The organism is Enterobacter cloacae complex sp. 309I3 (assembly GCF_050031595.1).
Lineage (GTDB): Bacteria > Pseudomonadota > Gammaproteobacteria > Enterobacterales > Enterobacteriaceae > Enterobacter > Enterobacter cloacae.
On the sequence record NZ_JBLGWI010000001.1, the window covers coordinates 2938801 to 2964650 of the forward strand.

The following is a 25850-nucleotide window of genomic DNA, read 5'->3' on the forward strand; positions in this document are numbered from 1 at the left end:
TAACCCTGTCAGGAGTGTGAAAGTGATTAGTATATTCGACATGTTCAAAGTGGGAATTGGCCCTTCGTCTTCCCATACTGTTGGGCCGATGAAGGCCGGTAAACAGTTCGTCGATGATCTGGTCGAAAAAGGATTACTGGAAAGCGTTACCCGTGTCGCCGTGGATGTCTACGGCTCACTGTCATTAACGGGTAAAGGCCACCACACCGATATCGCCATTATTATGGGTCTGGCGGGCAATATGCCGGACACTGTAGATATTGATGCCATCCCGGCATTCATCCGTGACGTGGAAGCGCGCGGTCGTCTGCTGCTGGCTAACGGCCAGCACGAAGTGGATTTCCCGCAGGATGACGGGATGCGTTTTCGTAGCGACAACCTGCCGCTGCATGAAAACGGCATGACCATCCATGCATGGAATGGCGAAAAAGAGATTTACAGCAAAACGTACTACTCCATCGGCGGTGGATTCATCGTGGATGAAGAGCATTTCGGTAAAGAGAGCACCGGCGACGTCAACGTGCCGTATCCGTTCAAATCGGCCACCGAGATGTTGGGTTATTGCAAAGAGACCGGCCTGTCGCTGTCCGGCATGGTGATGCAGAACGAACTGGCACTGCACAGCAAAAAAGAGATCGAAGACTATTTTGCAAACGTATGGCAGACCATGCGCGCCTGTATCGATCGCGGGATGAACACCGAAGGCGTGCTGCCGGGTCCGCTGCGCGTACCGCGTCGTGCCTCTGCCCTGCGCCGCATGCTGGTGACCACCGATAAATTCTCCAACGACCCGATGAACGTGGTCGACTGGGTGAATATGTTCGCTCTGGCGGTTAACGAAGAAAACGCTGCCGGTGGCCGCGTGGTGACGGCGCCCACCAACGGTGCGTGCGGTATTGTTCCGGCGGTGCTGGCTTATTACGATCACTTTATTGAACCTGTTACGCCAGATATCTACATCCGTTACTTCCTGGCGGCAGGTGCCATCGGTGCGCTGTACAAAATGAACGCTTCTATCTCTGGCGCTGAAGTAGGATGCCAGGGTGAAGTGGGTGTGGCCTGTTCCATGGCGGCCGCTGGTCTGGCTGAACTGCTGGGCGCAAGCCCTGAGCAGGTTTGCGTGGCGGCGGAGATCGGTATGGAACATAACCTGGGCCTGACCTGTGACCCGGTTGCCGGGCAGGTGCAGGTACCGTGCATTGAGCGTAACGCCATTGCGTCGGTGAAAGCGATTAACGCCTCCCGTATGGCAATGCGCCGTACCAGCGAGCCTCGCGTGTCGCTGGATAAAGTTATTGAGACCATGTACGAAACCGGTAAAGACATGAACGCGAAGTACCGTGAGACTTCCCGTGGTGGTCTGGCCATTAAGGTACAGTGCGACTAATACCTCCCCTCGCCCATCTGCAACGGATGGGCGAAATTTCCTTCTGATTCTCGTCGCCTTTCACTTTCCCCACTACACTTTCACTGTTGCGTCTGGCTTTTGGGGCTGGAGGTGTATCAGGCGACCGTTCATGCAAACCGCACAAACGATCATTAAAAACTATCGCCGAAAACGCGTTATCGTCTGCGTGACGGTTGCGCTCCTTACGCTCATCCTGACGTTGGGCATTCGATTTATTTCACAGCGCAATGTTAATCAACAACGCATTGTCGATTTCGCCAGCCATACCGTTCGCTCACTTGAAAACGTCCTGCTTTCCCTGGATAACCGCCGACCGGAGTTGTTGGATCTTGTCGGCCAGCCGTGCCCACAGGCGCATCTGACTCTGCGTAAGCAGGCCGCCATTTTACAGACCGTCCGCTCGATTACCCTGATTAAAGAGGGGATCCTCTACTGCTCCAGTATTTTTGGCAGTCGCGCCGTCCCGGTTCATGAATTATTTCCCGAACTGCCGTCAGGTCTGCCAAAACTGATTTTATCGACCGATAAGTGGCTGCTTAAAGGCAGCCCTATTCTTATCCAGTGGCACCCGACGTCACAACGCGGTGAAGAGGGGGTGATGGAGGTGATCAATATCGATCTCATCACCAGAATGATCCTTGAGCCGCCCCGCCCGCTTATCACTGACGTGGCGTTAACCGTGGGAGATCGCTCTTTACGCTACGGTCAAGGTATTACCGACGCGCTGAAGTTTAATGAGGCTGACTCGCGAATAGAGGAAGTCTCTACACGCTTTCCATTTACCATCACGGTCAGTGGGCCGGGTCCTGGCGCGCTGGCACTTAAAAGCCTGCCGGCACAGCTGCCGCTGGGGTTAATGCTGAGCCTGGTTCTGGGGTATCTGGCCTGGCTGGCCACAGCAAACCGGATGAGCTTCACGTGGGAAATCGATATGGGGATTGCGGCGCGGGAATTTGAGCTGTTCTGTCAGCCGCTGGTGAATGCCCGTACGCAGGAGTGTATCGGCGTGGAAATTCTTCTGCGCTGGAACAACCCGCGTCAGGGTTGGATCTCCCCGGAAGTGTTCATCCCCCTGGCAGAAGAACATAACCTGATTGTTCCCCTGACGCGCTACGTGATTGCCGAGACGGTACGCCAGATAGGCTACTTCCCCTCCCACCCGGGCTTTCACATCGGTATTAACGTGGCGGCCAGCCACTTCCGTCACGCCGTGCTACTTCAGGATTTGAACCGTTACTGGTTCAGTGCAAACCCGAGCCAGCGGCTGGTTATCGAACTTACCGAGCGTGACGCGCTGGTCGATGCAGATTATCGCATCGTGCGCGAGCTGCATCGCAAAGGGGTCAAACTGGCTATCGACGATTTTGGTACCGGCAACAGTTCGCTCTCCTGGCTTGAAAAGCTTCATCCTGACGTACTGAAAATTGACCAGTCCTTTACCACCGCCATTGGAACCGATGCCGTGAACTCAACGGTGACAGATATCATTATTGCGCTGGGTCAGCGGCTGAATATTGAGCTGGTTGCGGAAGGGGTCGAAACGGAGGAGCAGGCGCGCTACTTACGCCGACACGGTGTTCATACTCTGCAGGGGTATTTCTATGCGCGGCCGATGCCGCTGCGGGATTTTCCACAATGGCTGGCGGAGAGTTCACCTCCGCCAGCGCATCATAACGGGCACATCGTGCCCTTAATGCCGTTGCGTTAAGAAGCGTTACTCATCTTCGTCGTGCACGGATTGCTCTTTAACAATACGCACCATATCAACGCGATAGTCGTTGGCTTCAACGATGGTAATGCTCAACGGGGGTAGTTCGATCACATCCCCCACGCGCGGGATCTGCCCGTTTACGGCGATGACCAGACCGGCCACAGTGGCAATGTCTTCTTCATCGTTGACCACGTTTTCCAGCCCCAGCGTATGCGAAAGCGCGTGCAGGTCAGTGGTACCTTTCACCAGCCAGCCTTCACCATCGGCCACGATTTCCGGTGTTTCGTCCTCATCCGGGAATTCACCGGCAATGGCTTCAAGCACGTCCAGCGGCGTGACCAGCCCCTGCACCACACCGAACTCGTTGGTGACAATCACGAAGCTGCCGCGGGCACGGCGCAGAACGCCAAGCAGGTTGATGGGGTCCAGCGTTTCCGGTACCACGATAGCCGGTGAGGCGGCGGCGATGGCTTCAACGTCAACGCCCTCTTCCAGCGCGACCAGCATCTCTTTGGCACGCACGACACCGATGATCTCATCCAGCTCACCACGACACACCGGGAACAGGCTGTGCGGTGAAGAGAGCAGCTGCTGACGAATTTCATCAACGCTCAACCGGGAATCTACCCAGCTGATCTCGCCGCGCGGGGTCATGATGCCGCGCAGTGAACGGGAGGCCAGGGAGAGAACGCCGTTAATCATATAACGCTCTTCTTCCACAAATGCCCCTTCCGGCACCGGAACCGGGTTACGGTTCTCGGTGTCACTCTGCACATTCACCTGACGGCGACCGCCCATCAGGCGCAGGATGGCATCCGCGGTGCGGGCACGCAGCGGCTGATTGGACTGCTGCTTAATAAAGTTACGGCGTGCAATCTGGTTAAACAGTTCGATCAGGATCGAGAAGCCAATCGCGGCATACAGATAACCTTTCGGAATATGGAAACCGAAACCTTCCGCTACGAGGCTCAGACCGATCATCAGCAGGAAGCTCAGACACAGCACCACGACCGTCGGATGTTGGTTCACAAAGCGGGTCAGCGGTTTAGACGCCAGCAGCATAACCGCCATGGCGATAACCACCGCCGCCATCATCACCGGGAGATGGTTCACCATACCCACCGCTGTGATCACCGCATCAAGCGAGAAGACAGCATCCAGCACCACGATTTGCAGCACCACAACCCAGAAGCTGGCATAGCCTTTGCCATGACCATCGTCGTGCTGACGGTTCTCCAGCCGCTCGTGCAGCTCCGTCGTTGCTTTAAAGAGCAGGAATATCCCCCCGAGCAGCATGATCAAATCGCGGCCAGAGAAGGTGAAATCCATGACGGTAAAGAGCGGTTTCGTCAGGGTGACCATCCACGAGATCACGGATAGCAGCGCCAGACGCATAACCAGCGCCAGCGAGAGGCCGATCAGACGCGCTTTATCACGCTGTTTTGGCGGCAGTTTGTCCGCGAGGATGGCAATAAACACCAGGTTATCAATGCCGAGAACGATCTCCAGCACCACCAGCGTGAGCAATCCCACCCAGATTGACGGGTCCATTAAGAATTCCATGACAAGCTCCTGCTAAAGGAATGACGAAACGGTGCCCCACTCAATGTGGGCAAAACAGCGGTAAACAGAGTCGATACGTGGCGAGGATCGCCGGTGAAAAAGGCGCGAAGTGGCCTGATAGATGACTGACGTCGGTGACGGTCCATATAGTGGGCTGTAGCCCTATACTCCTGATCAATTAAACGGAGGCTAAACATATCAGAGACATTACGTTTTTAGCAAAGATTTACGTTCCTTTGCAAAAACGTGAAAAGGCAGAATTTGTGTTGAGTAATTTCTGATTTTCGAAACCTAAATTACGGATCTTCATCACATAAATTATTTTTTCACTATCTAAAATAATTCGCGTAAGTCTGAGCTTTTTTAACTCTAACCCTTATCTGAATCGATTCGGTTCGCCAATACGATTCTCAGTACGTCTGCCTGGCAGAGGTATTAATGATAATAAAAGGAGGTAGCAAGTGACCATTGCTATTGTCATAGGCACACATGGTTGGGCTGCAGAGCAGCTACTCAAAACAGCAGAGATGCTGTTGGGCGAGCAGGAAAACGTCGGCTGGATCGATTTCGTTCCCGGTGAAAACGCCGAGACGCTGATTGAGAAATACACGGCTCAACTGTCGAAGCTGGATACCAGCAAAGGCGTGCTGTTTCTCGTTGATACATGGGGCGGCAGCCCGTTCAACGCTGCCAGCCGCATTGTCGTCGATAAAGAGCACTATGAAGTTGTCGCCGGGGTCAATATTCCGATGCTGGTGGAAACCTTCATGGCACGCGACGACAATCCGGCTTTTGATGAGCTGGTTGCCCTGGCGGTCGAAACCGGTCGCGAAGGCGTGAAAGCGCTGAAGGCACAGCCGGTTGAAAAACCCGCACCGGCGGCTGCCGCGGCACCGAAAGCCGCTGCCCCCGCAAAACCGATGGGCCCGAACGATTATATGGTGATTGGCCTTGCGCGCATCGATGACCGTTTAATTCACGGCCAGGTGGCAACGCGCTGGACCAAAGAGACCAACGTTCAACGTATTATCGTGGTCAGCGACGAAGTGGCCGCCGACACGGTGCGTAAAACCCTCCTCACCCAGGTTGCTCCTCCGGGCGTTACCGCGCACGTGGTGGATGTCGCCAAGATGATCCGCGTCTATAACAACCCGAAATATGCCGGTGAACGCGTGATGCTTCTGTTCACTAACCCGACAGACGTCGAGCGCATTGTTGAAGGCGGCGTGAAAATCACCTCCGTGAACATTGGTGGTATGGCTTTCCGTCAGGGCAAAACGCAGGTCAACAACGCGATTTCAGTCGATGCGAAGGATATCGAGGCATTTAACAAGTTGAATGCTCGCGGTATTGAACTGGAAGCCCGTAAGGTTTCCACGGACCCGAAACTGAAAATGATGGATTTGCTCGGCAAAGTTGGGAAATAAGCCCGCGCCGGTTTTTCACATAAAGATTATGCAATAGGAGAAGTACAATGGAGATTACCACTCTTCAGATTGTGCTGGTGTTCATCGTCGCGTGTATTGCGGGTATGGAATCCGTACTTGATGAATTTCAGTTCCACCGCCCTCTGGTGGCCTGTACGTTGATTGGCGCCGTTCTCGGTGATATGAAAACCGGTATCATCATCGGTGGTACCCTGGAAATGATCGCCCTTGGCTGGATGAACATCGGTGCGGCGGTTGCGCCCGATGCCGCGCTGGCGTCCATTATTTCAACCGTGTTGGTTATTGCCGGTCATCAAAGCATCGGTGCCGGTATCGCTCTGGCAATTCCGCTGGCCGCCGCAGGCCAGGTACTGACCATTATCGTTCGTACTATCACCGTGGCTTTCCAGCACGCGGCGGATAAGGCGGCCGAAAACGGCAACCTCACGGCGCTCTCCTGGATCCACGTCTCGTCCCTGTTCCTGCAGGCGATGCGTATCGCTATTCCTGCCGTTATCGTCGCTATCTCCGTAGGGACCAGCGAAGTTCAGGGCATGCTCAACGCCATCCCTGAAGTGGTCACCAGCGGTCTGAACATCGCCGGTGGTATGATCGTGGTGGTTGGTTATGCGATGGTCATCAACATGATGCGCGCAGGCTACCTGATGCCATTCTTCTACCTGGGCTTCGTAACCGCGGCGTTCACCAACTTCAACCTGGTTGCTCTGGGTGTGATTGGTGCGGTAATGGCAATTCTCTACATCCAGCTCAGCCCGAAATATAACCGCGTTGCGGGTGCCCCAGCGCAGGCTGCTGGTAATAACGATCTCGATAACGAACTGGACTAACAGGTGAGCGAAATGGTTGATATGACTAAAACTACCCCTGAGAAGAAACTCACTCCGGGTGATATTCGTGGCGTGTTCATCCGTTCTAACCTGTTTCAGGGTTCATGGAACTTCGAACGTATGCAGGCCCTGGGCTTCTGCTTCTCCATGGTACCGGCGATCAAACGCCTCTACCCGGAGAACAACGAAGCACGTCGCCAGGCGATTAAGCGTCACCTGGAATTCTTTAACACCCATCCTTACGTAGCGGCACCGGTACTGGGCGTTACCCTGGCGATGGAAGAGCAGCGTGCAAACGGCGCAGAGATCGACGATGGTGCCATCAACGGTATTAAAGTCGGTCTGATGGGTCCGCTGGCAGGCGTAGGTGACCCGATCTTCTGGGGTACCGTTCGTCCGGTCTTTGCAGCGCTGGGCGCGGGTATCGCGATGAGCGGCAGCCTGCTCGGTCCACTGCTGTTTTTCATCTTGTTCAATGCGGTGCGTCTGCTGACCCGTTACTACGGCGTGGCGTACGGTTACCGTAAAGGGGTGGATATCGTTAAAGATATGGGCGGCGGCTTCCTGCAAAAACTGACAGAGGGGGCGTCAATCCTCGGCCTGTTTGTGATGGGGGCGCTGGTTAACAAGTGGACGCACGTGAACATCCCGCTGGTGGTTTCAACCATCACCGGACAGGATGGGCAAACCCGTGTGACCACCGTGCAGACCATCCTTGACCAGCTGATGCCTGGCCTGGTGCCGCTGCTGTTGACCTTCGCCTGTATGTGGCTGCTGCGTAAGAAAGTGAACCCGCTGTGGATCATCGTTGGCTTCTTCGTCATCGGTATCGCGGGCTACGCTGTTGGTCTGTTGGGCCTGTAAAGCTTTATGTTATACGCCGGGGGCTTGCCCCCGTTTTTTTTATCTGGAGGATGAATGACTGTCACGGACACCGTACTGGTTTTGTTTATTGTTGCCCTTCTGGCTTACGCGATCTATGACGAGTTCATTATGCCTCGCCGCCACGGCGAGACGCTGCTGACCCTTCCCCTCTTACGCCGTGGACGCATTGATGCGTTTATCTTCGCCGGTCTGGTGGTCATCCTGATTTACAATAACGTGACCAGCCATGGTGCAATATTAACCACATGGTTATTATGTGCGCTGGCATTAATGGCGATTTACCTGTTCTGGATCCGTTCGCCAAAACTCATTTTTAAAAAACACGGATTCTTCTTTGCCAATGTCTGGATAGAATATAACCGCATTAAAGAGATGAATTTATCTGAAGACGGGGTGCTGGTAATGCAATTAGAACAGCGCCGCTTGCTCATTCGGGTCAAAAATATAGATGACCTGGAAAAGATATACAAATTACTCATTAAAACTCAATGAGTTATATTTATAGCATCGGCTATATTCCGTGTTAACGTTGCTCACGAAATATAGCCATAGCTATATTCCATTGTTTTTATCCTTCCTATTTTTTAACGCTATTTTTACGAATAAATCTAAATGAAAATCGTTATCAACAAGATAATAAAATAATACCCCACTGTTGTTGTTTTATATTCTCAAAATATGTTAAGGTTGCGCCCGTCGTTGGGGAGTAGCTAATTTCCTGTACTCAGGAAATGTACGTGTCAACATACTCGTTGAAAAACGTGGCGCGTACGGATCGTTTTCTGCACATCATTGTGCGACGGTCAGGCGAGACCATAGATACATCAACTGCTGTTTACTGGGGGCAGTGATGTGTCATATGGATATCTCCCGGTCTGGACGCTTGTATGAACATCTCCGCCACCATTCTTCTCGCTTTCGGCATGTCCATGGATGCTTTTGCTGCTTCCATCGGAAAAGGTGCCACACTCCATAAACCAAAATTTTCTGAAGCGCTGCGCACAGGTCTGATTTTCGGTGCTATCGAAACCCTGACGCCGCTTATCGGCTGGGGCCTGGGTATGCTGGCCAGCCAGTTTGTACTGGAGTGGAACCACTGGATTGCGTTTGTGCTGCTGGTGTTTCTCGGCGGACGAATGGTGATTGAAGGATTCCGTGGCAACAGCGATGAAGATGAAGAGCCTCAGCACCGCCACGGTTTCTGGCTGCTGGTCACCACCGCAATTGCCACCAGCCTTGACGCGATGGCCGTCGGTGTTAGTCTGGCCTTCCTGCAGGTGAATATCATTGCCACCGCGCTGGCCATTGGTTGCGCCACACTGATTATGTCCACCCTGGGCATGATGGTTGGCCGTTTTATCGGCCCGCTGCTGGGTAAGCGAGCCGAGATCCTGGGCGGGATCGTGTTAATCGGTATTGGTGCCCAGATACTCTGGGCACACTTCGCGGGTTAACCTTCGCGCTGCCAGCAGTGGATGCTGAAATCCGTCTGGCAGCGAAACGTGGCCTGTGCAGCCAGCGTCTCCCGGACAGCCGGTTTTGCCCGCCAGGCAAACGGCGTCATTTGCAGTAACGCCACGGCTTCATCCCCTGTCAGATCCATCTCATACGCTACGGTTTCTTCCTGCCTGAGCACAAAACCAGCCAGTTGTTCTGAATGGGGAGCATGCAGGCGAACCTCGTCATAAATCAGCCCTTTCAGCTCCATCAGATGACGTGGTCCAGGCGTGACGGTTATCAACCACCCGCCGGGTTTCACCACCCGGGCCAGCTCTTCTGCCTTACAGGGAGCATAAATACGCACAACGGCATCCATGCTGGCATCTTCAAACGGCAGCCGGTGGCTTGAGGCCACGCAGAACATCACCCCCGCGTAGCGTTTTGCCGCTGCGCGAATCGCCGCTTTCGACACGTCCAGACCCGTCGTCTGCGCGCCCTTCCCGGCGGCAATCTCGGCAAACCTTGCGGTGTAATACCCTTCACCACAGCCGATATCCAGCAGAGCGGAGGCACTCTGCGTCAGCGTGTGGTCCAGCAGCTGCGCGACACTCTCCCTTAGCGGCTTGTAATGTCCGGCATCCAGAAAGGCACGTCGCGCCTGCATCATCTCTGCGCTGTCGCCCGGATCGCGGGAGCGTTTATGCTGCACCGGCAGAAGATTCACATACCCCTCTTTCGCCATATCAAACTGATGTCCCTGCGGACACGCATAACTTTTCTCAGAACGCGTCAGGCGCGCGTGACAAAGGGGGCAACTGAAGGGCATGACAACTCCGGGACATAAATCAAAGGGCGAAGTGTACCGCTATTCGCCCCGTTATAAAACGCCAGGGTTAACGCATGACGATAAGGTGGCCGGAATCAGCCGGCAAGCCATCCGGTTTCACGTTCTCCAGGCGCAGCACATTCCCCATGATCTCACTGAAAACGGGCGCTGAAACGGCACCACCATAATAGGCACCGTTCTGCGGATCGTTTATGACTACCACCAGCGCAAAACGTGGGTCGCTGGCAGGCGCAACGCCTGCGGTATAGGCGACATACTTATCGACGTACTTGCCACTGTCATCAATCTTTTTCGCCGTACCGGTTTTGACCGCCACCCGGTAATCCCGTACGGCGGCCTTCACTCCTCCACCGCCCGGAAGCGCCACGCTTTCCATCATGTGTTCCACTTCATGGGCAATTTCTTCTGGCATGACTCTGTGGCCTATCACCGGCGGATCGATACGGGTGATCGAGAGCGGGCGCTCAAGCCCATACCCGCCAATGGTGGCGTAGACATGGGCCAGTTGAAGGGGCGTCACCATCAGGCCGTAGCCGAAGGCAAAGGTTGCCCTGTCGAGTTGACTCCAGAATTTACGCTGCGGCAGTAAACCTGAGCTTTCGCCCGTTAAACCCAGCCCGGTATTGGTGCCAAAGCCAAAGTTCCGGTAGGTATCGATAAGATGCTGGATGGGCATCGCCAGAGAGAGACGGGATACACCGGTGTCGCTCGATTTTTGCAGGATCCCGGTCATCGTCAGTTCCGGGTAGTAACCCACATCACGGATACGGTGACCGTCAAGGGTATACGGATGGGTATCAATGACGCTGTCCGGTTGCACCAGCCCCTGCTGCAATGCCGTCATCAGAACCAGCGGCTTAACGGTGGAGCCGGGTTCAAAGGTATCGCTAATGGCACGATTACGAAAATCGTTTAACGTTGCACCTTCACGGTTGTTTGGGTTGAAATCGGGATAGCTCGCCATGGCGAGTATTTCCCCTGTGGGGATATTGATCAGGACCGATGCACCCGACTCGGCTTTATTCCAGGCAACCGCATTATCAAGCGCGTCCTCGGTGATGGTTTGCAGACGCTCGTCAATGCTCAACTGGATATTATGCGCAGGAACGGGCGCCACTTCGGTCAGGTTTTCCACCACGCGTCCATAGCGGTCCTCCCTCACCTGCCGGACCCCGGCCTTCCCCATAAGCTGCGCGTTGAAGCTCTTCTCTACGCCTTCAATCCCCTGACCATCAATATTGGTAAAACCGATAAGGTTTGCAGCCACATGACCTGCCGGATAAAAACGCCGGGACTCATCGCGCAGGTTGATGCCCGGCAAATTGAGTTTATCGATCCACTGCGCCTGAGCAGGATCCACCTGACGGGCAAGGTAAATGAAGCGTCCCTGCGGATTACTGTTAATGCGCGATGCCAGCGTGCTGAGGGAGAGATGCAGCGCACTGGCCAGCGCCTGCCAGCGGTCATCAAACCCAACCCCACCTTTTGCCAGCACCGTTTTGGGGTCGGCCCACACGGCCCTGACGGGCACACTCACCGCCAGCGGACGACCTTCACGGTCCATGATCATGCCACGCGGTGCATCAATCGCCACCTCACGCAGCGATCGCATATCTTCCTGTTTTACCAGATTGTCAGGTTTAATAATCTGCAGCCAGGCAACGCGTCCCAGTAAAAATGCCAGGCTGCAAAAAATAGCAAAACAGAGCAGAGCAAAACGTGCCGGGGTGAAACTGCCGGCACTCGGTATTATTTTCTTCTTCACCTGAACCCCAGGGCTGTTGAACAACGCCCTGATTTAACGGGAAAAGCCGCTGTAGAGGGGGGAAAACAGTGCTAATAATCTCGTAGCTTTGCAACAAGGTACTAACAGAGACAGGGATGGTAATATTTTGAAAGATAAGGCATATAAAAAAGCCCCGCGTTTGCGAGGCTTTATGTCTGAGATTGAAGTGCTACGCGCTTCAGTCAGCAGCGGTTCGATCAGATAGCAGTTACGTTAACTGCAGCTGGGCCTTTCTGGCCGTCCTGAATTTCGAACTCAACGTTCTGGCCTTCAGCCAGAGTTTTGAAGCCGTTACCCTGGATTGCAGAGAAGTGTACGAACACGTCTTTGCTGCCGTCAGCAGGAGTAATGAAACCAAAACCTTTAGACTCGTTGAACCACTTAACTTGACCTTTAATCTTTGCCATTTGCAAAATTCCTTAGAGTGTTTTCTTAGCCCGCAGGCATTGACTGAGATAAAACTGAGACATTACTGCTTGAGGCACTAATATAAGGTTCGGCAGAGAAGCGGTATTCAACGACAACGTGTTTACTCAGGACTTCTTTACTGAAAATGCCACACATAAACAGAACTGTACCTCGTTTGACCCAAAACGTGTTATCACACACTATGTTTAATATGGCAAGCCATTTTTAAACATGTCTCGATCCGCCGCACAAATTCGAACACAGCCTGTAAGGATTTGCACATTCATGCTTACCGCGTACAAACCAGTCCTCGTCCTTATACAGACTCAACGTTGCTTTCACACCCGCTGTAATCAAAGACTTTTTTAACATAGCTCAATCATTACAATGCGTCCAGCAACCCACGAAAGAAAGCCGGAAACAGTGATTGATTTAGAACATTTTGTGAAAAGTTATGCTCAAATCATTGTAACGCAACTGTATTGTTACAAAGAAAATACACAGCTAATAAGCCCGGCCAAACTGTGTTAAAAATCACCAGATAATAAAAATGTTATGCACCAAAATAATGAAATTTTTATGACTCTGCCTCAAAAGAAGGCAAGCAAAACGTTTCGATAAAAATAAAACATTAGATAGTGGCTTTAATAGCAGAATATATGCAACAAATCATCGCTTCGCTTACAAGGATAAATATTCACCAATTTTCAGTATCCTGAAGGAATTATTAACCGGTGCTAAATTAACAAGCGCGTCAGTTAACTCTCTGACAGGTTCATCCAGTGATTCATCCGCCAGTTCAAACACCCCCCAGTGAATGGGAAAGGCTAAGGGACTTCCCAGTTGCTGCCACAACGCGACGGCAGATTGCGGATCCATATGGTGTACCGCCATGAACCATCTTGGTGCATAGGCACCAATTGGCAATGCGGCGGCGTCGATCTTGCCCAATCGTTCCGGGATCAAAAGCAGCTCCGGAGAGTAGCCCGTATCGCCGCTAAACCAGAAACGGCGGTGTCGTCCCTCAAAGACCCAGCCACACCACAGAGAGCGATTGCGGTTCCAGAATGTTCGCATGCTCCAGTGCTGTGCCGGAACGGCGGTCAGGGTTATCCCCTGCCAGGTGATACTCTGCCACCAGTCGAGCTCAACGATGCGCCTTGCTCCCCGGCGGCGAAACCACTGTGCAAGTCCTAACGGCACGAAGAAACTGACGTCGGGAAAGCGCTTCAGGATACGGCGAATGGTCGCGTCATCAAGGTGATCGTAATGATTGTGAGAGATAACCACTGCATCAAGCTGCGTGAGTTGTTCCACAGAGAGAGCGGGAGGCGTTCTGCGCAGGGGCCCCAGGAACGGTACGGGAGAGGCGCGTCGGGAAAACACCGGGTCGGTGAGAAGAGTATTGCCGTCCATTTGCAGCAGCATACTCGCATGCCCCAGCCACCATACCCCATCTTCATGAGGTTGATTAAGCGACACGGGCTGCCACCACTGGCGGATAAAGTCGTCATAACCGAGCGCAGGGGGTTTGGGCAAACCGGCTTCTTTACGCGCTTTACGCCAGCGCTCAAGGTCGCCGGGCTGATGCCCAACGGGACAGGTATTCTGAAAACCGTTCGGCGTGTGATGCTTCAGGGAGGCGTCATACCAGGGATTTTTCCAGACCACAACCACCTCCCAGGCCAGAAAGATTAACGCTCTGCCACCAGACGGATAAATTCGTCTTTGTCGTCGCTCTCTTCCGCAGCCGCCTCTTTCGCCGTCTCTTTCTCTTCCGGTTCGTTAGCCTCACACAGACGGCGTAACAGCGCATTCTGACGCTTTTGCTGATCGAGCAGCGCTTCCAGCAGTTCGATCTGCTCGTTCGTCCGGGAGCTCGCACGGTTCACGAAAAACCAGATCACAAGTCCCACCAGCAAAACAACGACAGAAACCATCAGGGATGCCATATTCAGCAGCCCTGAATTCAGTAACTCACCCATTTCACCACCTCAATAAAAACACGCATTTTACCACTGGCGCGAAGGAAGGAAATCACCTTAAGAAAAAATGCCTGTTACCACGGAATAAACTTATTGATTGCGCAAACGCCGCTAAAAAACTGTACATCCTGATCGCACATCACATTGATCGTCTGCGTCCACAACACCACGCATGCAATCAGCACGATAACCAGAATTACCCAGCGTATTTTTTTCACTCCACACTCCGTCTTAACACCTGTTGCATACAGGTTATCACGGTTATCTTAAACAAGGACTAACTGTAACGCCTGTAAGCCCTTTTCAGAATCATGCACTTGTTTCATAGAGTAAACCGTTTAGTCTTGAGGCATGACAACAAAGATAAAGAGGCAATGATGCATTTAATCATTCGAACAATTATTGCACTGGCCGTAGTATGGATTGGCCTTTTATTAACCGGATATGGCGTGCTTGTGGGGAGCACCGAAAACGCTGCTGGATTAGGTATCCAGTGTAAATACCTGACCGCCCAGGGAATGAGCACCGCCCAGTACCTGCATTCTGATAGCGGGATCATCGGTTTAACCAACTGCCCGGTTCTGCGTAAAACTTCTGTCGTCATTGATAACGGTTAATTACCCTTTTTTACGACCGATAAAAAACGCCGCAATGTCTGCGGCGTTTTTTTATGCTGAGAGGGGTTAAAACGGATACGCGTTATAGCCCATCTGCTCAGAAATCTTACGCGCGGCGGTATGAAGAATAGCAACATACTCATGCAGACGCTCTTCTGAGAAGCGCAGCGTCGGGAAGGAGATACTCAAGCCCGCAATCACCACACCAAAGCGGTCAAATACCGGCACACCAATGCAGCGCAGCCCTTCTTCCTGCTCTTCGTTATCTTCGCCATAGCCCTGCTCACGTACCTTATCAAGCACCGTCAGCAGTTCGTCCGTGCTGGTGATGGTACGCTGGGTGCTGCGTTTGTACTCCACCCCATCCAGAATCTGCTTCACTTCTTCACGGTCGCGCCAGGCCAGCAGAACTTTGCCGATAGCCGTGCTGTATAACGGATTGCGACGCCCGATGCGAGAGTACATGCGCAGGTTATACATAGAGTCAATTTTATGGATGTAAACAATGCTGTCTTCATCCAGAGCACCCAGGTGAATGGTTTCTTTGGTCAGACGAGAGAGCTCACGCATCTGGATATCTGCACTACGCACCAGGTCAACGTTTTGCAGCGCACGGGCACCTAATTCGAACAGTTTCAGCGTCAGAGAATATTTTTCAGACTCGCCTTCCTGCGCGACATACCCCAGTGACTTCATGGTTTGCAAAAAGCGATAAACGGTGCTTTTCGACATCATCACACGCTGCGACAATTCTGTAATACCAATTTCACGCTCTTCTCCGAGCGCCTGCAAGATGCCAAACACCTTCAGCACGGAAGAAACAGAATCGGGTTGTTTATCCAAATCTGCAATTGCCATTCATCACCTCATAGAGAGTGTTTTATAAAAATCAGAACCGGTTTTTATTATAAATTCCCGTCATGCCTGCTGCAATCAATCCGCGTTTACTTCGTTACAAATCTGCGACATAAAGCGGTTGTAACAGTGCTAAAATAGTTACCCTGAGAATAATTTCACACTGAGCTATTCATCCCACATGGAAAAAAAACTGTCCGATGGCCTGCCTTTACCCCAGCGGTATGGCGCTATCGCTACGATTATCATCGGTATTTCAATGGCCGTGCTCGACGGCGCGATTGCCAATGTTGCCCTGCCTACCATTGCCAGCGATCTGCATGCCTCACCCGCCAGCTCAATCTGGATTGTTAACGCTTATCAGATAGCGATCGTGATCTCACTGCTCTCGTTCTCGTTTCTGGGCGATATGTTCGGCTACCGACGGGTGTATCAGTGCGGTCTGGCTGTGTTTACCTTAACCTCACTGTTCTGCGCCCTCTCTGATTCGCTGCATATGCTGACGCTGGCCCGCATTGCGCAGGGTTTTGGCGGCGCGGCGTTGATGAGCGTTAATACCGCGTTGATTCGCTTAATTTATCCTCAGCGCCATTTGGGGCGCGGAATGGGAATAAACTCCTTTATTGTGGCGGTATCCTCGGCCGCCGGGCCCACCATTGCGGCGGCTATACTGTCTGTCGCCTCATGGCAATGGTTGTTCGCCATCAATGTGCCGCTGGGTATGGTGGCCATTTTCTTTGCCCTGCGCTATCTGCCGGGGAACGGCCCCAAAAGCACCATGCCTCGTTTTGATATCGCCAGTGCGGTGATGAATGCGCTGACCTTTGGCCTGCTGATTACGGCTCTGAGCGGCTTTGCGCAGGGTCAATCACTCCTGCTGACCGTTGCAGAGGTTGCTGCTCTGCTGATCATTGGCTACTTCTTTGTTCGCCGCCAGCTCGCTTTGCCTGTGCCGTTACTGCCGGTGGATCTGCTGCGTATTCCGCTTTTTTCGCTCTCAATATGCACCTCCATCTGTTCGTTCTGCGCCCAGATGCTCGCCCTCGTCTCTCTGCCCTTTTTCCTGCAGAGCGTAATAGGACGTTCGGAAGTAGAGACCGGACTGCTGCTGACCCCATGGCCGCTGGCAACGATGGTGATGGCACCGCTGGCAGGTTATCTCATAGAGCGCGTGCATGCCGGATTACTGGGCGCGCTGGGTCTGGCGGTCATGGCGGCGGGTCTGTTTGCGCTGGCGCTGCTTCCCTCGCAACCTACGGATCTGGATATTATCTGGCGCATGATCCTCTGCGGTGCCGGTTTTGGCCTGTTCCAGTCGCCGAACAACCACACCATTATCACCTCCGCACCGCGCCACCGCAGTGGAGGAGCCAGTGGCATGTTGGGTACCGCGCGCCTGCTGGGGCAAAGCACCGGTGCGGCACTGGTCGCCCTGATGTTCAACCTTGCCGGGCAGAATGGTAATCACCTTGCGCTCCTCACCGCAGGCGCACTTGCCACCCTTGCCGCGATCGTCAGCGGCCTGCGCGTCACACAGCCAAGCGTACAGGCATAAAAAAAGCCGGGCGGAGTTACCTCCGCCCGGCTCAGACTGCATCTTCAGCGTTACTTCAGGTATTCCCCACTGCGCAGCGCTTCAATACGTTTATCCAGCGGCGGGTGAGACATAAACAGCTCGCTCAACGATTTTGATTTACCGTTGATGCAGAATGCCATCATGCTGTTAGCTTCCTGCGGCTCGTAGCTGGTTTTCAGACGCTGCAGGGCAGCAATCATCTTCTCACGACCAACCAGTTTCGCAGAGCCGGCATCCGCATGGAATTCACGGTGACGGGAGAACCACATGGTGATGATGCTGGCCAGGATGCCGAACACCAGTTCCAGAACCATTGATACCGCGAAGTAGATCAGCGGGTTACCGTTGCTCTCTTCACCTTCATCGCGGTTTCCACCCATAAAGCCAGCGGCAATCTGCGCCAGAATACGGGAAATAAAGATCACAAAGGTGTTCACCACGCCCTGAATCAGCGTCATGGTTACCATGTCACCGTTCGCAATATGGCTGATTTCGTGCGCGATAACCGCTTCGGCTTCGTCACGGCTCATGTTCTGCAGCAGCCCGGTACTTACGGCAACCAGCGACGCATCGCGACGGGCACCCGTAGCAAAGGCATTGATGTCCGGCGCATGGTAAATGGCAACCTGCGGCATGGCGATCCCCGCCTGCTTAGCTTGCTGCGCCACCGTATTCATCAGCCACTGCTCCATATCGTTGCGCGGCTGTTCAATGACCTCACCACCTACCGATTTCAGCGCCATCCACTTCGACATCAGAAGTGAAATAAAAGAGCCACCAAAACCAAACAGCAGCGCCATAATCAACAGACCCTGAACGCTACTCGACTGAATTCCTGTCAGGCTTAGCACCAGCCCGAATACCACCATTACCGCCAGGTTGGTGAGCAGGAAGAGCGCGATTCGCATCATAATTTTCTTTTAACCTCAGTTTAACAAAACGCACTATGCGATTACCCACATCGTATGGGTATTGTGGCTATTTTCAAGCATACGAAGGGCGTAAGTCACCAGAAAGACACAACTTTACACAATTGGAAATCTGCCTGACGGAAGGATGCAGAACAAAAAGAAACAGGCACAATTTCTTGTGCCTGTTGGGGATTATTTTGCCGGAGCGGGTTGCTCGGCGGGCCTGGCTTTTTCGAGTTTCGCCAGGTCAAGAGCGATATGTACCGTCTCGTCCAGGTACGGATCCGGCTCCTGGTAATCTTTTGGCAGATCGTCCAGTTTCTTGAGCAACGGTTTACCTTCACGTTTGAAGCGATCGTTGATACGCGCCAGACGCGTTGCGTCATCCTCATTGTTCTCTTTCTCACGCTGAGCGTAGTTCAGAGAAACAATATTCCGTTTTTCTTTCAGGGCATTAAAGCGGGCAATGTCCTTCATGATGTACTGGAATTCAGGATCTTTCGCGATGCGTTCGTTGTGGTCTTTCAGTAGCTCCGGACCAAACTGGGTCATATCACCGGCTTTCACGTAAGTCGCGGCATTGATGCTATCCCACGGCAACGCGTTATCTTCAAACTTCTCACCGGTTTCCGTCTCTTCCGTGCCTGTCGGCATCATGATGTCTGGCGTCACGCCCTTACGCTGCGTACTGCCGCCGTTCACACGATAGAATTTCTGAATGGTGTACTGAACAGACCCCAGCGCAGGCCATTCCGGACGCAGCATCTGATCGTAAATACGATTCAGAGAACGATACTGCTGGACGGTACCTTTACCGAACGTCGGCTCACCCACGATCAGCGCGCGACCATAGTCCTGCATTGCAGCGGCAAAGATTTCTGACGCTGACGCACTGAAGCGATCGACCAGCACCACCAGCGGGCCTTTGTAGTAAACCACGCCATCATTGTCGGCATCTTCACGCACTTTACCGTTGTTATCGCGCACCTGCACGACCGGACCAGACGGGATAAACAGGCCAGACAGAGAGACAGCTTCTGTCAGTGCACCACCGCCGTTGCTGCGCAGATCGATGATCACGCTGCTGACGTTCTGCTTCTCAAGCTTCTGCAGCTGCACTTTTACATCATCGGTCAGCCCTACGTAGAAGCCAGGGATATCAAGTACACCCACCTTCTCTTTACCGACGGTTTTCACCGACATTTTCACCGCGCGGTCTTCAAGACGAATACGCTCACGGGTCAGGGTAACGATACGGGTTTTGGTGCCTTTCCCGGCAGGCAGAATTTCAAGACGAACTTTGCTGCCTTTCGGACCTTTGATCAGCGCAACCACATCGTCCAGACGCCAGCCGATGACATCAACCATGTTCTGCCCGGTTTGGCCTACACCGACAATGCGATCGCCTACGCTTATCGCTTTGCTTTTTGATGCCGGGCCACCCGCAACCATGGAGTTGATCACCGTGTAATCGTCGTCCATCTGCAGCACCGCGCCGATACCTTCCAGAGACAGGCTCATTTCGGTATTGAACTGTTCGGTGTTACGCGGGGAGAGATAGTTCGTATGCGGGTCGATTTCGTGGGCAAAGGCAGTCATTGCCAGCGAGAAAACATCTTCGCTGTTGGTTTGTGCCAGACGACGAATGGCAAACTTGTAACGGCGCGTCAGCGTGTCACGGATCTCTTTCTCATCTTTGCCAGTGAGCTTGAGACTCAGTTCGTCGTACTTCACTTTGCTGTCCCACAGTGCGTTCAACTCGGCTTCGTCTTTCGGCCAGGGCGCTTTGCTGCGGTCCAGATTAAAGGTGTCGTTGCCGGTGAAGTCCATCGGACGTTCCAGCACTTTCAGCGCATATTGATAACGTTCAAAGCGGCGCTTTTGTGCCAGGTTATACAGATCGTAGAACAGATCCAGCTTGCCGGAACGCAGCTCATCACCGACGTCGGATTTACGTTTGGCGAACTGCTCGACATCGCTGGCGAGCAGTACGTTATGGCTGTAATCCAGCAAGTTCAGATAGCGGTCGAAGATTTTGGCCGAAAAGGCCTGATCGAGATCGAACTGACGATAGTGCGAACGGGTGAAGCGTGACGTCACACGCTCGCTCACCGTCGCGTGCTGCGTCTCTTCCTTGAGAACCGGAATTTGATCAACACGCGTAATATCGTCCACTGCGAAAGCATGGCCTGTTATGGCAAACAGGCCCGCCAGCGCGGTGAGCTTAAAAAAAGTGTTCATGCCAGGCTTGGCCTCCGTTTCAGAACAACAAGTGTTCTGCGCGTACAATCATTGACATACCAGAAGTCAGCTGTACACGAACGCCATCTTTGGTGATTTCCATAACGGTGGCGTCCATTGCATTGTTACCCGCTTTTACCTTCAGTGCCTGACCGACGCTCAGGGCGTTGATGTCTGAAACCGGAGTGTGGCGCTGCTCTTCACGAGGCGCGCGCGGGGCTTTAGCTGCTGGTTTGTCAGCACGCGGTTTGCGATCGTTATTTTCGGTGCGACGCGGTGCAGGACGCGGTTTACGCTCACGACGAGGCGCTTCTTCCTGGCCGTTTGCCGCAGCGGCTTCACGTTTTTTCGCCTGCTGTTCTGCACGTTGTGCCTGAACGCGTGCTTTGGCTTCTTCAAGCTGCTTACGTGCATGCTCGACGTGCTGCTCGTCCAGCTCACCACATGGGTTGCCGTCAAGATCCACGCGAGTCGCGCCCGGTTTGATACCGTACAGGTAACGCCAGCTCGAAGTATAAAGACGTAAGGCGGAACGCAGCTGAGTTTTGCTGAGGTTCATTTCCCCCTCAACGCGTGCTACCAGATCCTGAAAAATACCGACTTTCAGGGGACGAGCTTCGCCTTCAGCGCTGAAGCACTGTGGGAAACGCTCGGCCAGAAATGCGATAACTTCTTTACTGCTATTCAACTTAGGTTGATTTTCCATGAAATTTCCTGATTACAACGGACGTTGCCAACAAGCGCAGGCATGAACAGGCGTCATTATAATGACGCTATCAGTAAATGCTACGTTATCCGTTGATTATCCTGCGACGCTCGCAAAGAATTTTTGATAATCGGTTGCTGCAAGAACGTTTTCCAGATTCGCCACCAGCTCGCGCAGCCCCTGTTCGTCCTCGATTGTAAAGCGACTGAAGACCGTACTGTCGATGTCCAGAACGCCAATAATCTGATTTTTTACCACCAGCGGCAGCACGATTTCAGAATTACTGGCGGCATCACAGGCAATGTGCCCGTCAAACGCATGCACATCTTCCACACGCTGTATCTGATTCTCGGCGACTGCCGTGCCGCAGACACCCCGGCCTACCGGAATGCGCACGCAGGCCAGTTTGCCCTGGAACGGCCCCAGCACCAGCGTTTCACCTTCCAGAAGATAAAAACCGGCCCAGTTCACGTCAGAGAGACGTTCAAACAGCAATGCGCTAGTATTTGCCAGAGTGGCTAAGAAGCTGGTCTCACCCGCCATCAATGCCTTAAAATCGCGGTTCAGGTCCGCGTAGAATTCTGTTTTGTTCATTCTTCAATCACTTAGTTGTCTTACAAAATTACCGCATAGCCTATTAAAATAAGCATTAAATACGCTCATGCTCAAGATGAATCCATTCATGAGTTATTATAACTTTCAACAATACCTATTTGTGCGCAACTGATGGCCTTAAAAACAACCAAAATCACGCCGACAAAAAAGATAACTGTCCATACGGTAAGCGCAGCTTTGCCTCGTGCACATTATCAGCGTTGCCCCCAGTGCGATACGCTTTTTATGTTGCCGAAGATGAAATCGCACCAAAGCGCCTTTTGTCCCCGCTGCGACGCCAAAATTCGTGACGGCCGCGACTGGTCATTAACCCGTCTCGCCGCCATGGCGGTCACCATGCTGCTGTTGATGCCCTTTGCCTGGAGCGAGCCGCTGCTGAAGCTCTATCTGCTCGGCGTGCGCATCGATGCCAACGTGCTGCAGGGGATCTGGCAGATGACGCGCCAGGGCGATCCGGTGACCGCAGCCATGGTGCTTTTCTGTACCGTTGGTGCACCGCTGGTGCTGGTCGCCGCCATTGCGTATCTCTGGTTCGGTAATATTCTCGGCATGAACCTGCGCCCGGTGTTGCTGATGCTCGATAAACTCAAAGAGTGGGTGATGCTGGATATCTATCTGGTGGGTGTTGGCGTGGCCTCCATAAAAGTGCAAGACTACGCGTTTCTGCAACCGGGTGTCGGCCTCTTTGCTTTTATCTGTCTGGTATTGCTCAGTATCCTGACGCTGATCCATCTCAACGTTGAGCAGCTCTGGGAGCGATTTTACCCGCAGCGCCCCGCCACGCGCCCGGACGAGAATCTCCGGGTCTGTCTGGGCTGCCACTACACCGGGCTGCCCGATGCGCGCGGCCGCTGCCCACGCTGCCATATTCCCTTGCGACTGCGGCGCAACAATAGCCTGCAAAAATGCTGGGCCGCCCTCATCGCCTCGTTGATATTCCTGCTTCCTGCCAACATGTTGCCGATATCCATTATTTACGTGAATGGCGGGCGGCAGGAGGATACCATCCTCTCGGGCATTATCTCCCTTGCGCACAGTAATATTGGCGTGGCGGCAATTGTGTTTATCGCCAGTATTCTGGTGCCGTTTACCAAAGTGGTGGTGATGTTTACCCTGCTCATCAGCATTCACTTTAAATGTGAGCAAGGCTTACGTACCCGTATCCTGCTCCTGCGCTTCGTTACCTGGATTGGCCGCTGGTCGATGTTGGATCTGTTCGTGATTTCGTTGATGATGTCGCTGATTAACCGCGACCAGCTACTTGCTTTTACAATGGGACCCGCAGCTTTTTATTTCGGCTCTGCGGTGATATTGACTATTCTTGCTGTGGAATGGCTGGATAGCCGCTTACTTTGGGATGCACATGAGTCAGGAAACCCCCGCTTCGCCGACTGAAGCGAGAATTAAAACAAAACGCCGCATTTCGCCATTCTGGTTGCTGCCTGTCATCGCCCTGATGATTGCAGGCTGGCTTATCTGGACGAGCTATGAAGATCGCGGAAGTACCATCACCATTGATTTCCAGTCTGCCGACGGCATTGTGGCCGGACGTACCCCGGTGCGTTTCCAGGGGGTGGAAGTCGGTACCGTCCAGGATATCTCCCTTGGAAAAGGGCTGAATAAGATTCAGGTGCGGGCCAGCATCAAATCCGATATGCAGGACGCGCTGCGCAGCGAAACACAGTTCTGGCTGGTCACGCCAAAGGCCTCTCTGGCCGGGGTGTCCGGTCTTGATGCGCTGGTTGGCGGGAACTATATCGGCATGATGCCGGGTAAAGGTGAGCCACAGGATCACTTTGTGGCGCTTGATACGCAGCCCAAATATCGTCTCAATAACGGGGATCTGATGATCCACCTTCAGGCGCCGGACTTAGGGTCACTCAACAGCGGCTCGCTGGTGTACTTCCGTAAAATCCCGGTGGGCCGGGTGTACGATTACGCCATCAACCCCAACAAGCAGGGGGTGACTATCGATGTGTTAATCGAGCGTCGCTTTACCAATCTGGTGAAAAAAGGCAGCCGTTTCTGGAACGTTTCCGGCGTGGATGCTGACCTAAGCCTCAGCGGTGCGAAAGTGAAGCTTGAAAGTCTGGCCGCGCTGGTCAATGGTGCCATTGCCTTTGACTCCCCGGAAAATTCCAGCCCTGCCGCCGCAGATGACACGTTTGGCCTGTATGCCGACCTGGCGCACAGCCAGCGTGGCGTGATCGTCAAACTTGCCCTGCCCGATGCCAAAGGGTTAAAAGCCGGTTCTACGCCGCTGATGTATCAGGGTCTGGAGGTCGGTCAGCTCACCAAAATGACGCTCAATCCGGGCGGTTCCGTAACCGGGGAGATGACGGTTGACCCAAGCGTGGTGGATCTTCTGCGCGAAAAAACGCGTATCGAAATGCGCAGCCCGAAACTGTCCCTGAGTGATGCCAGCATCAGCAGCCTCCTGACAGGCAGTACCTTCGAGTTGATCCCCGGCGAAGGCCAGCCCAGCAACACCTTTGTGGTTGCCCCGGCGGATAAAGCCCTGCTGCAAAAACCCGGCGTGGTGACCATTACGCTGAACGCGCCGGAAAGTTACGGTATCGAAGCCGGTCAGCCGCTGATCTTACACGGCGTGCAGGTAGGCCAGGTGCTGGAGCGGTCGTTGTCGGAAAACGGTGTGAGCTTCTCCGCCGCAATCGATCCGCAATACAGCAATCTGGTGCATGGCGATAGCAAATTTGTGGTTAACAGCCGCGTAGACGTGAAGGTCGGGCTGGACGGCGTTGAATTCCTCGGAGCCAGTGCGAGCGAGTGGGTGAACGGCGGGATCCGCATCCTGCCGGGCAGCAAAGGTCCCGTTCGCGACAGCTATCCGCTGTATGCCAATCTGGATAAAGCGATTGAAAACAGCATGAGCGATCTGCCGACCACCACGCTGACGTTAAGTGCGGAAACGCTGCCGGACGTTCAGGCAGGCTCGGTCGTGCTGTATCGCAAGTTTGAAGTTGGGGAAGTCATCACCGTTCGCCCTCGTGCAGACGCCTTTGATATTGAACTGCACATCAAGCCGGAGTATCGCAAACTGCTTACCCCGAACAGCGTCTTCTGGGCAGAAGGTGGCGCAAAAGTTCAGCTTAACGGTAGCGGGCTGACCGTGCAGGCCTCCCCGCTCTCGCGCGCGCTGCGCGGGGCGATCAGCTTCGATAACCTGCCCGGCGCGGGCGGAAATATGCGCAAGGGTGACAAGCGTATCCTCTTCCCGTCTGAAACCGCTGCACGTGCGGTTGGCGGGCAGATTACCCTGCACGCCTTCGATGCCGGAAAGCTGGCGGAAGGAATGCCTATCCGCTACCTGGGCATTGATATCGGACAGATCCAGAAGCTGACGCTGATCACCGCCCGCAATGAAGTGCAGGCCACCGCGGTGCTTTATCCGGAATATGTGCAGACGTTTGCCCGTTCAGGCACGCGTTTCTCCGTGGTGACGCCGCAGATCTCGGCCGCGGGCGTTGAGCATCTCGACACCATCCTGCAGCCGTATATTAACGTCGAGCCTGGCCGTGGCAACGCGCGTCGTGATTTTGAACTGCAGGAAGCCACCATCACCGACTCGCGCTATCTTGATGGTCTGAGCATTGTGGTGGAGGTACCGGAAGCCGGCTCGCTTAGCATCGGCACGCCAGTCCTGTTCCGCGGTATTGAAGTGGGAACGGTGACCGGCCTGACGCTCGGCACGCTCTCCGACCGCGTGATGGTGGCGTTACGCATCAGCGATCGTTACCAGCATCTGGTACGGAATAACTCGGTGTTCTGGCTGGCCTCTGGCTATTCGCTGGACTTCGGCCTGACGGGCGGCGTGGTGAAAACCGGTACGTTCAACCAGTTTATTCGCGGCGGTATTGCTTTCGCCACGCCGCCGGGTACACCGCTGGCGCCGAAAGCACAGCCGGGCAAACACTTCCTGCTGCTCGAAAGCGAACCTAAAGAGTGGCGTGAGTGGGGAACCGCCCTGCCGCGTTAATCTCAGGGCTCCGGTATCAACGCA

24 protein-coding genes and 1 pseudogene are annotated in these 25850 nt (G+C 53.7%); 11 read left to right on the forward strand and 14 right to left on the reverse strand.

Translation table 11 applies throughout. The features are described 5' to 3' along the window. Positions 1 to 22: 22 nt before the first annotated feature. Positions 23 to 1387: an L-serine ammonia-lyase gene (gene sdaA / locus ACQG22_RS13945; RefSeq protein WP_038419892.1), complete on the forward strand. Its 1365-nt coding sequence runs from the start codon at positions 23 to 25 to the stop codon at positions 1385 to 1387. Positions 1388 to 1517: 130 nt separating this feature from the next. Then, positions 1518 to 3116 (forward strand): EAL domain-containing protein, encoded by a 1599-nt coding sequence (locus tag ACQG22_RS13950; protein WP_038419893.1) that lies wholly within the window; start codon positions 1518 to 1520, stop codon positions 3114 to 3116. 6 nt (positions 3117 to 3122) lie between these two features. Here ACQG22_RS13950 and yoaE read toward each other — a convergent pair whose 3' ends face one another. Then, positions 3123 to 4682: a CNNM family cation transport protein YoaE gene (gene yoaE / locus ACQG22_RS13955; RefSeq protein ID WP_013096133.1), complete on the reverse strand. Its 1560-nt coding sequence runs from the start codon at positions 4680 to 4682 to the stop codon at positions 3123 to 3125. After that, positions 4670 to 4879, reverse strand: coding sequence for a protein YoaL (locus tag ACQG22_RS13960; RefSeq protein ID WP_071843273.1), 210 nt, complete (start codon positions 4877 to 4879; stop codon positions 4670 to 4672). Before ACQG22_RS13960 ends, yoaE begins: the two co-directional genes overlap by 13 nt. Before the next feature lie 264 nt (positions 4880 to 5143). Between ACQG22_RS13960 and manX the strand changes: the two genes are divergently transcribed. The 5 genes from manX (at position 5144) to mntP (ending at position 9296) form a co-directional block, all read left to right on the forward strand. Continuing rightward, positions 5144 to 6109, forward strand: a complete 966-nt coding sequence (manX, locus tag ACQG22_RS13965; protein WP_369706661.1) for a PTS mannose transporter subunit IIAB — start codon at positions 5144 to 5146, stop codon at positions 6107 to 6109. A gap of 47 nt (positions 6110 to 6156) precedes the next feature. Beyond that, positions 6157 to 6957 (forward strand): PTS mannose transporter subunit IIC, encoded by an 801-nt coding sequence (manY, locus tag ACQG22_RS13970; protein ID WP_003859914.1) that lies wholly within the window; start codon positions 6157 to 6159, stop codon positions 6955 to 6957. Positions 6958 to 6969: 12 nt separating this feature from the next. Further along, positions 6970 to 7821: a PTS mannose transporter subunit IID gene (locus ACQG22_RS13975; RefSeq protein WP_006175979.1), complete on the forward strand. Its 852-nt coding sequence runs from the start codon at positions 6970 to 6972 to the stop codon at positions 7819 to 7821. 54 nt (positions 7822 to 7875) lie between these two features. Then, a complete protein-coding gene (locus ACQG22_RS13980; RefSeq protein ID WP_013096131.1) occupies positions 7876 to 8334 on the forward strand; it encodes a DUF986 family protein in 459 nt (152 codons plus the stop codon). A 395-nt stretch (positions 8335 to 8729) separates the two neighbouring features. Then, on the forward strand, positions 8730 to 9296 hold the full coding sequence (gene mntP, locus ACQG22_RS13985) for a manganese efflux pump MntP (protein WP_369706660.1): 567 nt from the start codon (positions 8730 to 8732) through the stop codon (positions 9294 to 9296). Here mntP and rlmA read toward each other — a convergent pair. From rlmA to mgrB, 7 genes and pseudogenes are all read right to left on the reverse strand, one after another. Further along, a complete protein-coding gene (gene rlmA / locus ACQG22_RS13990; protein ID WP_038419898.1) occupies positions 9293 to 10108 on the reverse strand; it encodes a 23S rRNA (guanine(745)-N(1))-methyltransferase in 816 nt (271 codons plus the stop codon). The two genes, mntP and rlmA, sit on opposite strands and share 4 nt — an antisense overlap. A 67-nt stretch (positions 10109 to 10175) precedes the next feature. Beyond that, positions 10176 to 11894, reverse strand: a complete 1719-nt coding sequence (gene ftsI, locus ACQG22_RS13995) for a peptidoglycan glycosyltransferase FtsI (RefSeq protein ID WP_369706659.1) — start codon at positions 11892 to 11894, stop codon at positions 10176 to 10178. A gap of 218 nt (positions 11895 to 12112) precedes the next feature. Beyond that, positions 12113 to 12322: a transcription antiterminator/RNA stability regulator CspE gene (gene cspE, locus ACQG22_RS14000; protein WP_001062678.1), complete on the reverse strand. Its 210-nt coding sequence runs from the start codon at positions 12320 to 12322 to the stop codon at positions 12113 to 12115. 12 nt (positions 12323 to 12334) lie between these two features. Continuing rightward, a pseudogene (locus tag ACQG22_RS14005) lies at positions 12335 to 12479 on the reverse strand (DUF2627 domain-containing protein). A 525-nt stretch (positions 12480 to 13004) separates the two neighbouring features. Then, positions 13005 to 13994, reverse strand: a complete 990-nt coding sequence (locus tag ACQG22_RS14010) for an MBL fold metallo-hydrolase (RefSeq protein WP_013096126.1) — start codon at positions 13992 to 13994, stop codon at positions 13005 to 13007. A gap of 23 nt (positions 13995 to 14017) precedes the next feature. Continuing rightward, positions 14018 to 14308 carry a YebO family protein gene (locus ACQG22_RS14015; protein ID WP_336340064.1) on the reverse strand — a complete coding sequence of 97 codons (291 nt, stop codon included), beginning with the start codon at positions 14306 to 14308 and terminating at the stop codon, positions 14018 to 14020. Between the two features lie 74 nt (positions 14309 to 14382). Beyond that, positions 14383 to 14526: a PhoP/PhoQ regulator MgrB gene (mgrB, locus tag ACQG22_RS14020; protein ID WP_013096124.1), complete on the reverse strand. Its 144-nt coding sequence runs from the start codon at positions 14524 to 14526 to the stop codon at positions 14383 to 14385. A 159-nt stretch (positions 14527 to 14685) separates the two neighbouring features. On the opposite strand from mgrB, the gene ACQG22_RS14025 reads away from it, so the two are divergent. Next, positions 14686 to 14925: a YobH family protein gene (locus tag ACQG22_RS14025; RefSeq protein ID WP_013096123.1), complete on the forward strand. Its 240-nt coding sequence runs from the start codon at positions 14686 to 14688 to the stop codon at positions 14923 to 14925. A gap of 66 nt (positions 14926 to 14991) precedes the next feature. On the opposite strand, the gene kdgR is transcribed toward ACQG22_RS14025, so the two are convergent. Continuing rightward, the gene (gene kdgR / locus ACQG22_RS14030) at positions 14992 to 15783 is read right to left on the reverse strand and encodes a DNA-binding transcriptional regulator KdgR (protein WP_013096122.1); all 792 of its coding nucleotides are present in this window, start codon (positions 15781 to 15783) and stop codon (positions 14992 to 14994) included. 178 nt (positions 15784 to 15961) lie between these two features. On the opposite strand from kdgR, the gene ACQG22_RS14035 reads away from it, so the two are divergent. Beyond that, positions 15962 to 17335 carry an MFS transporter gene (locus ACQG22_RS14035; RefSeq protein WP_013096121.1) on the forward strand — a complete coding sequence of 458 codons (1374 nt, stop codon included), beginning with the start codon at positions 15962 to 15964 and terminating at the stop codon, positions 17333 to 17335. 50 nt (positions 17336 to 17385) lie between these two features. Here ACQG22_RS14035 and htpX read toward each other — a convergent pair whose 3' ends face one another. The 4 genes from htpX to ACQG22_RS14055 all read right to left on the reverse strand — a co-directional run bounded on the left by htpX (position 17386) and on the right by ACQG22_RS14055 (position 21808). Beyond that, positions 17386 to 18267, reverse strand: a complete 882-nt coding sequence (gene htpX, locus ACQG22_RS14040) for a protease HtpX (protein ID WP_013096120.1) — start codon at positions 18265 to 18267, stop codon at positions 17386 to 17388. Positions 18268 to 18459: 192 nt separating this feature from the next. Next, entirely contained in the window at positions 18460 to 20508 is a 2049-nt protein-coding gene (gene prc, locus ACQG22_RS14045; RefSeq protein ID WP_013096119.1) for a carboxy terminal-processing peptidase, read from the reverse strand. A gap of 19 nt (positions 20509 to 20527) precedes the next feature. Beyond that, positions 20528 to 21214, reverse strand: coding sequence for an RNA chaperone ProQ (gene proQ, locus ACQG22_RS14050; RefSeq protein ID WP_020690828.1), 687 nt, complete (start codon positions 21212 to 21214; stop codon positions 20528 to 20530). 96 nt (positions 21215 to 21310) lie between these two features. After that, positions 21311 to 21808, reverse strand: coding sequence for a GAF domain-containing protein (locus ACQG22_RS14055; protein WP_040020000.1), 498 nt, complete (start codon positions 21806 to 21808; stop codon positions 21311 to 21313). 132 nt (positions 21809 to 21940) lie between these two features. Between ACQG22_RS14055 and yebS the strand changes: the two genes are divergently transcribed. After that, a complete protein-coding gene (gene yebS / locus ACQG22_RS14060; RefSeq protein WP_038984489.1) occupies positions 21941 to 23224 on the forward strand; it encodes a membrane integrity lipid transport subunit YebS in 1284 nt (427 codons plus the stop codon). Next, positions 23193 to 25826 (forward strand): PqiB family protein, encoded by a 2634-nt coding sequence (locus tag ACQG22_RS14065; RefSeq protein ID WP_038419908.1) that lies wholly within the window; start codon positions 23193 to 23195, stop codon positions 25824 to 25826. The genes yebS and ACQG22_RS14065 overlap by 32 nt, the downstream gene beginning before the upstream one ends. Positions 25827 to 25850: the final 24 nt, after the last annotated feature.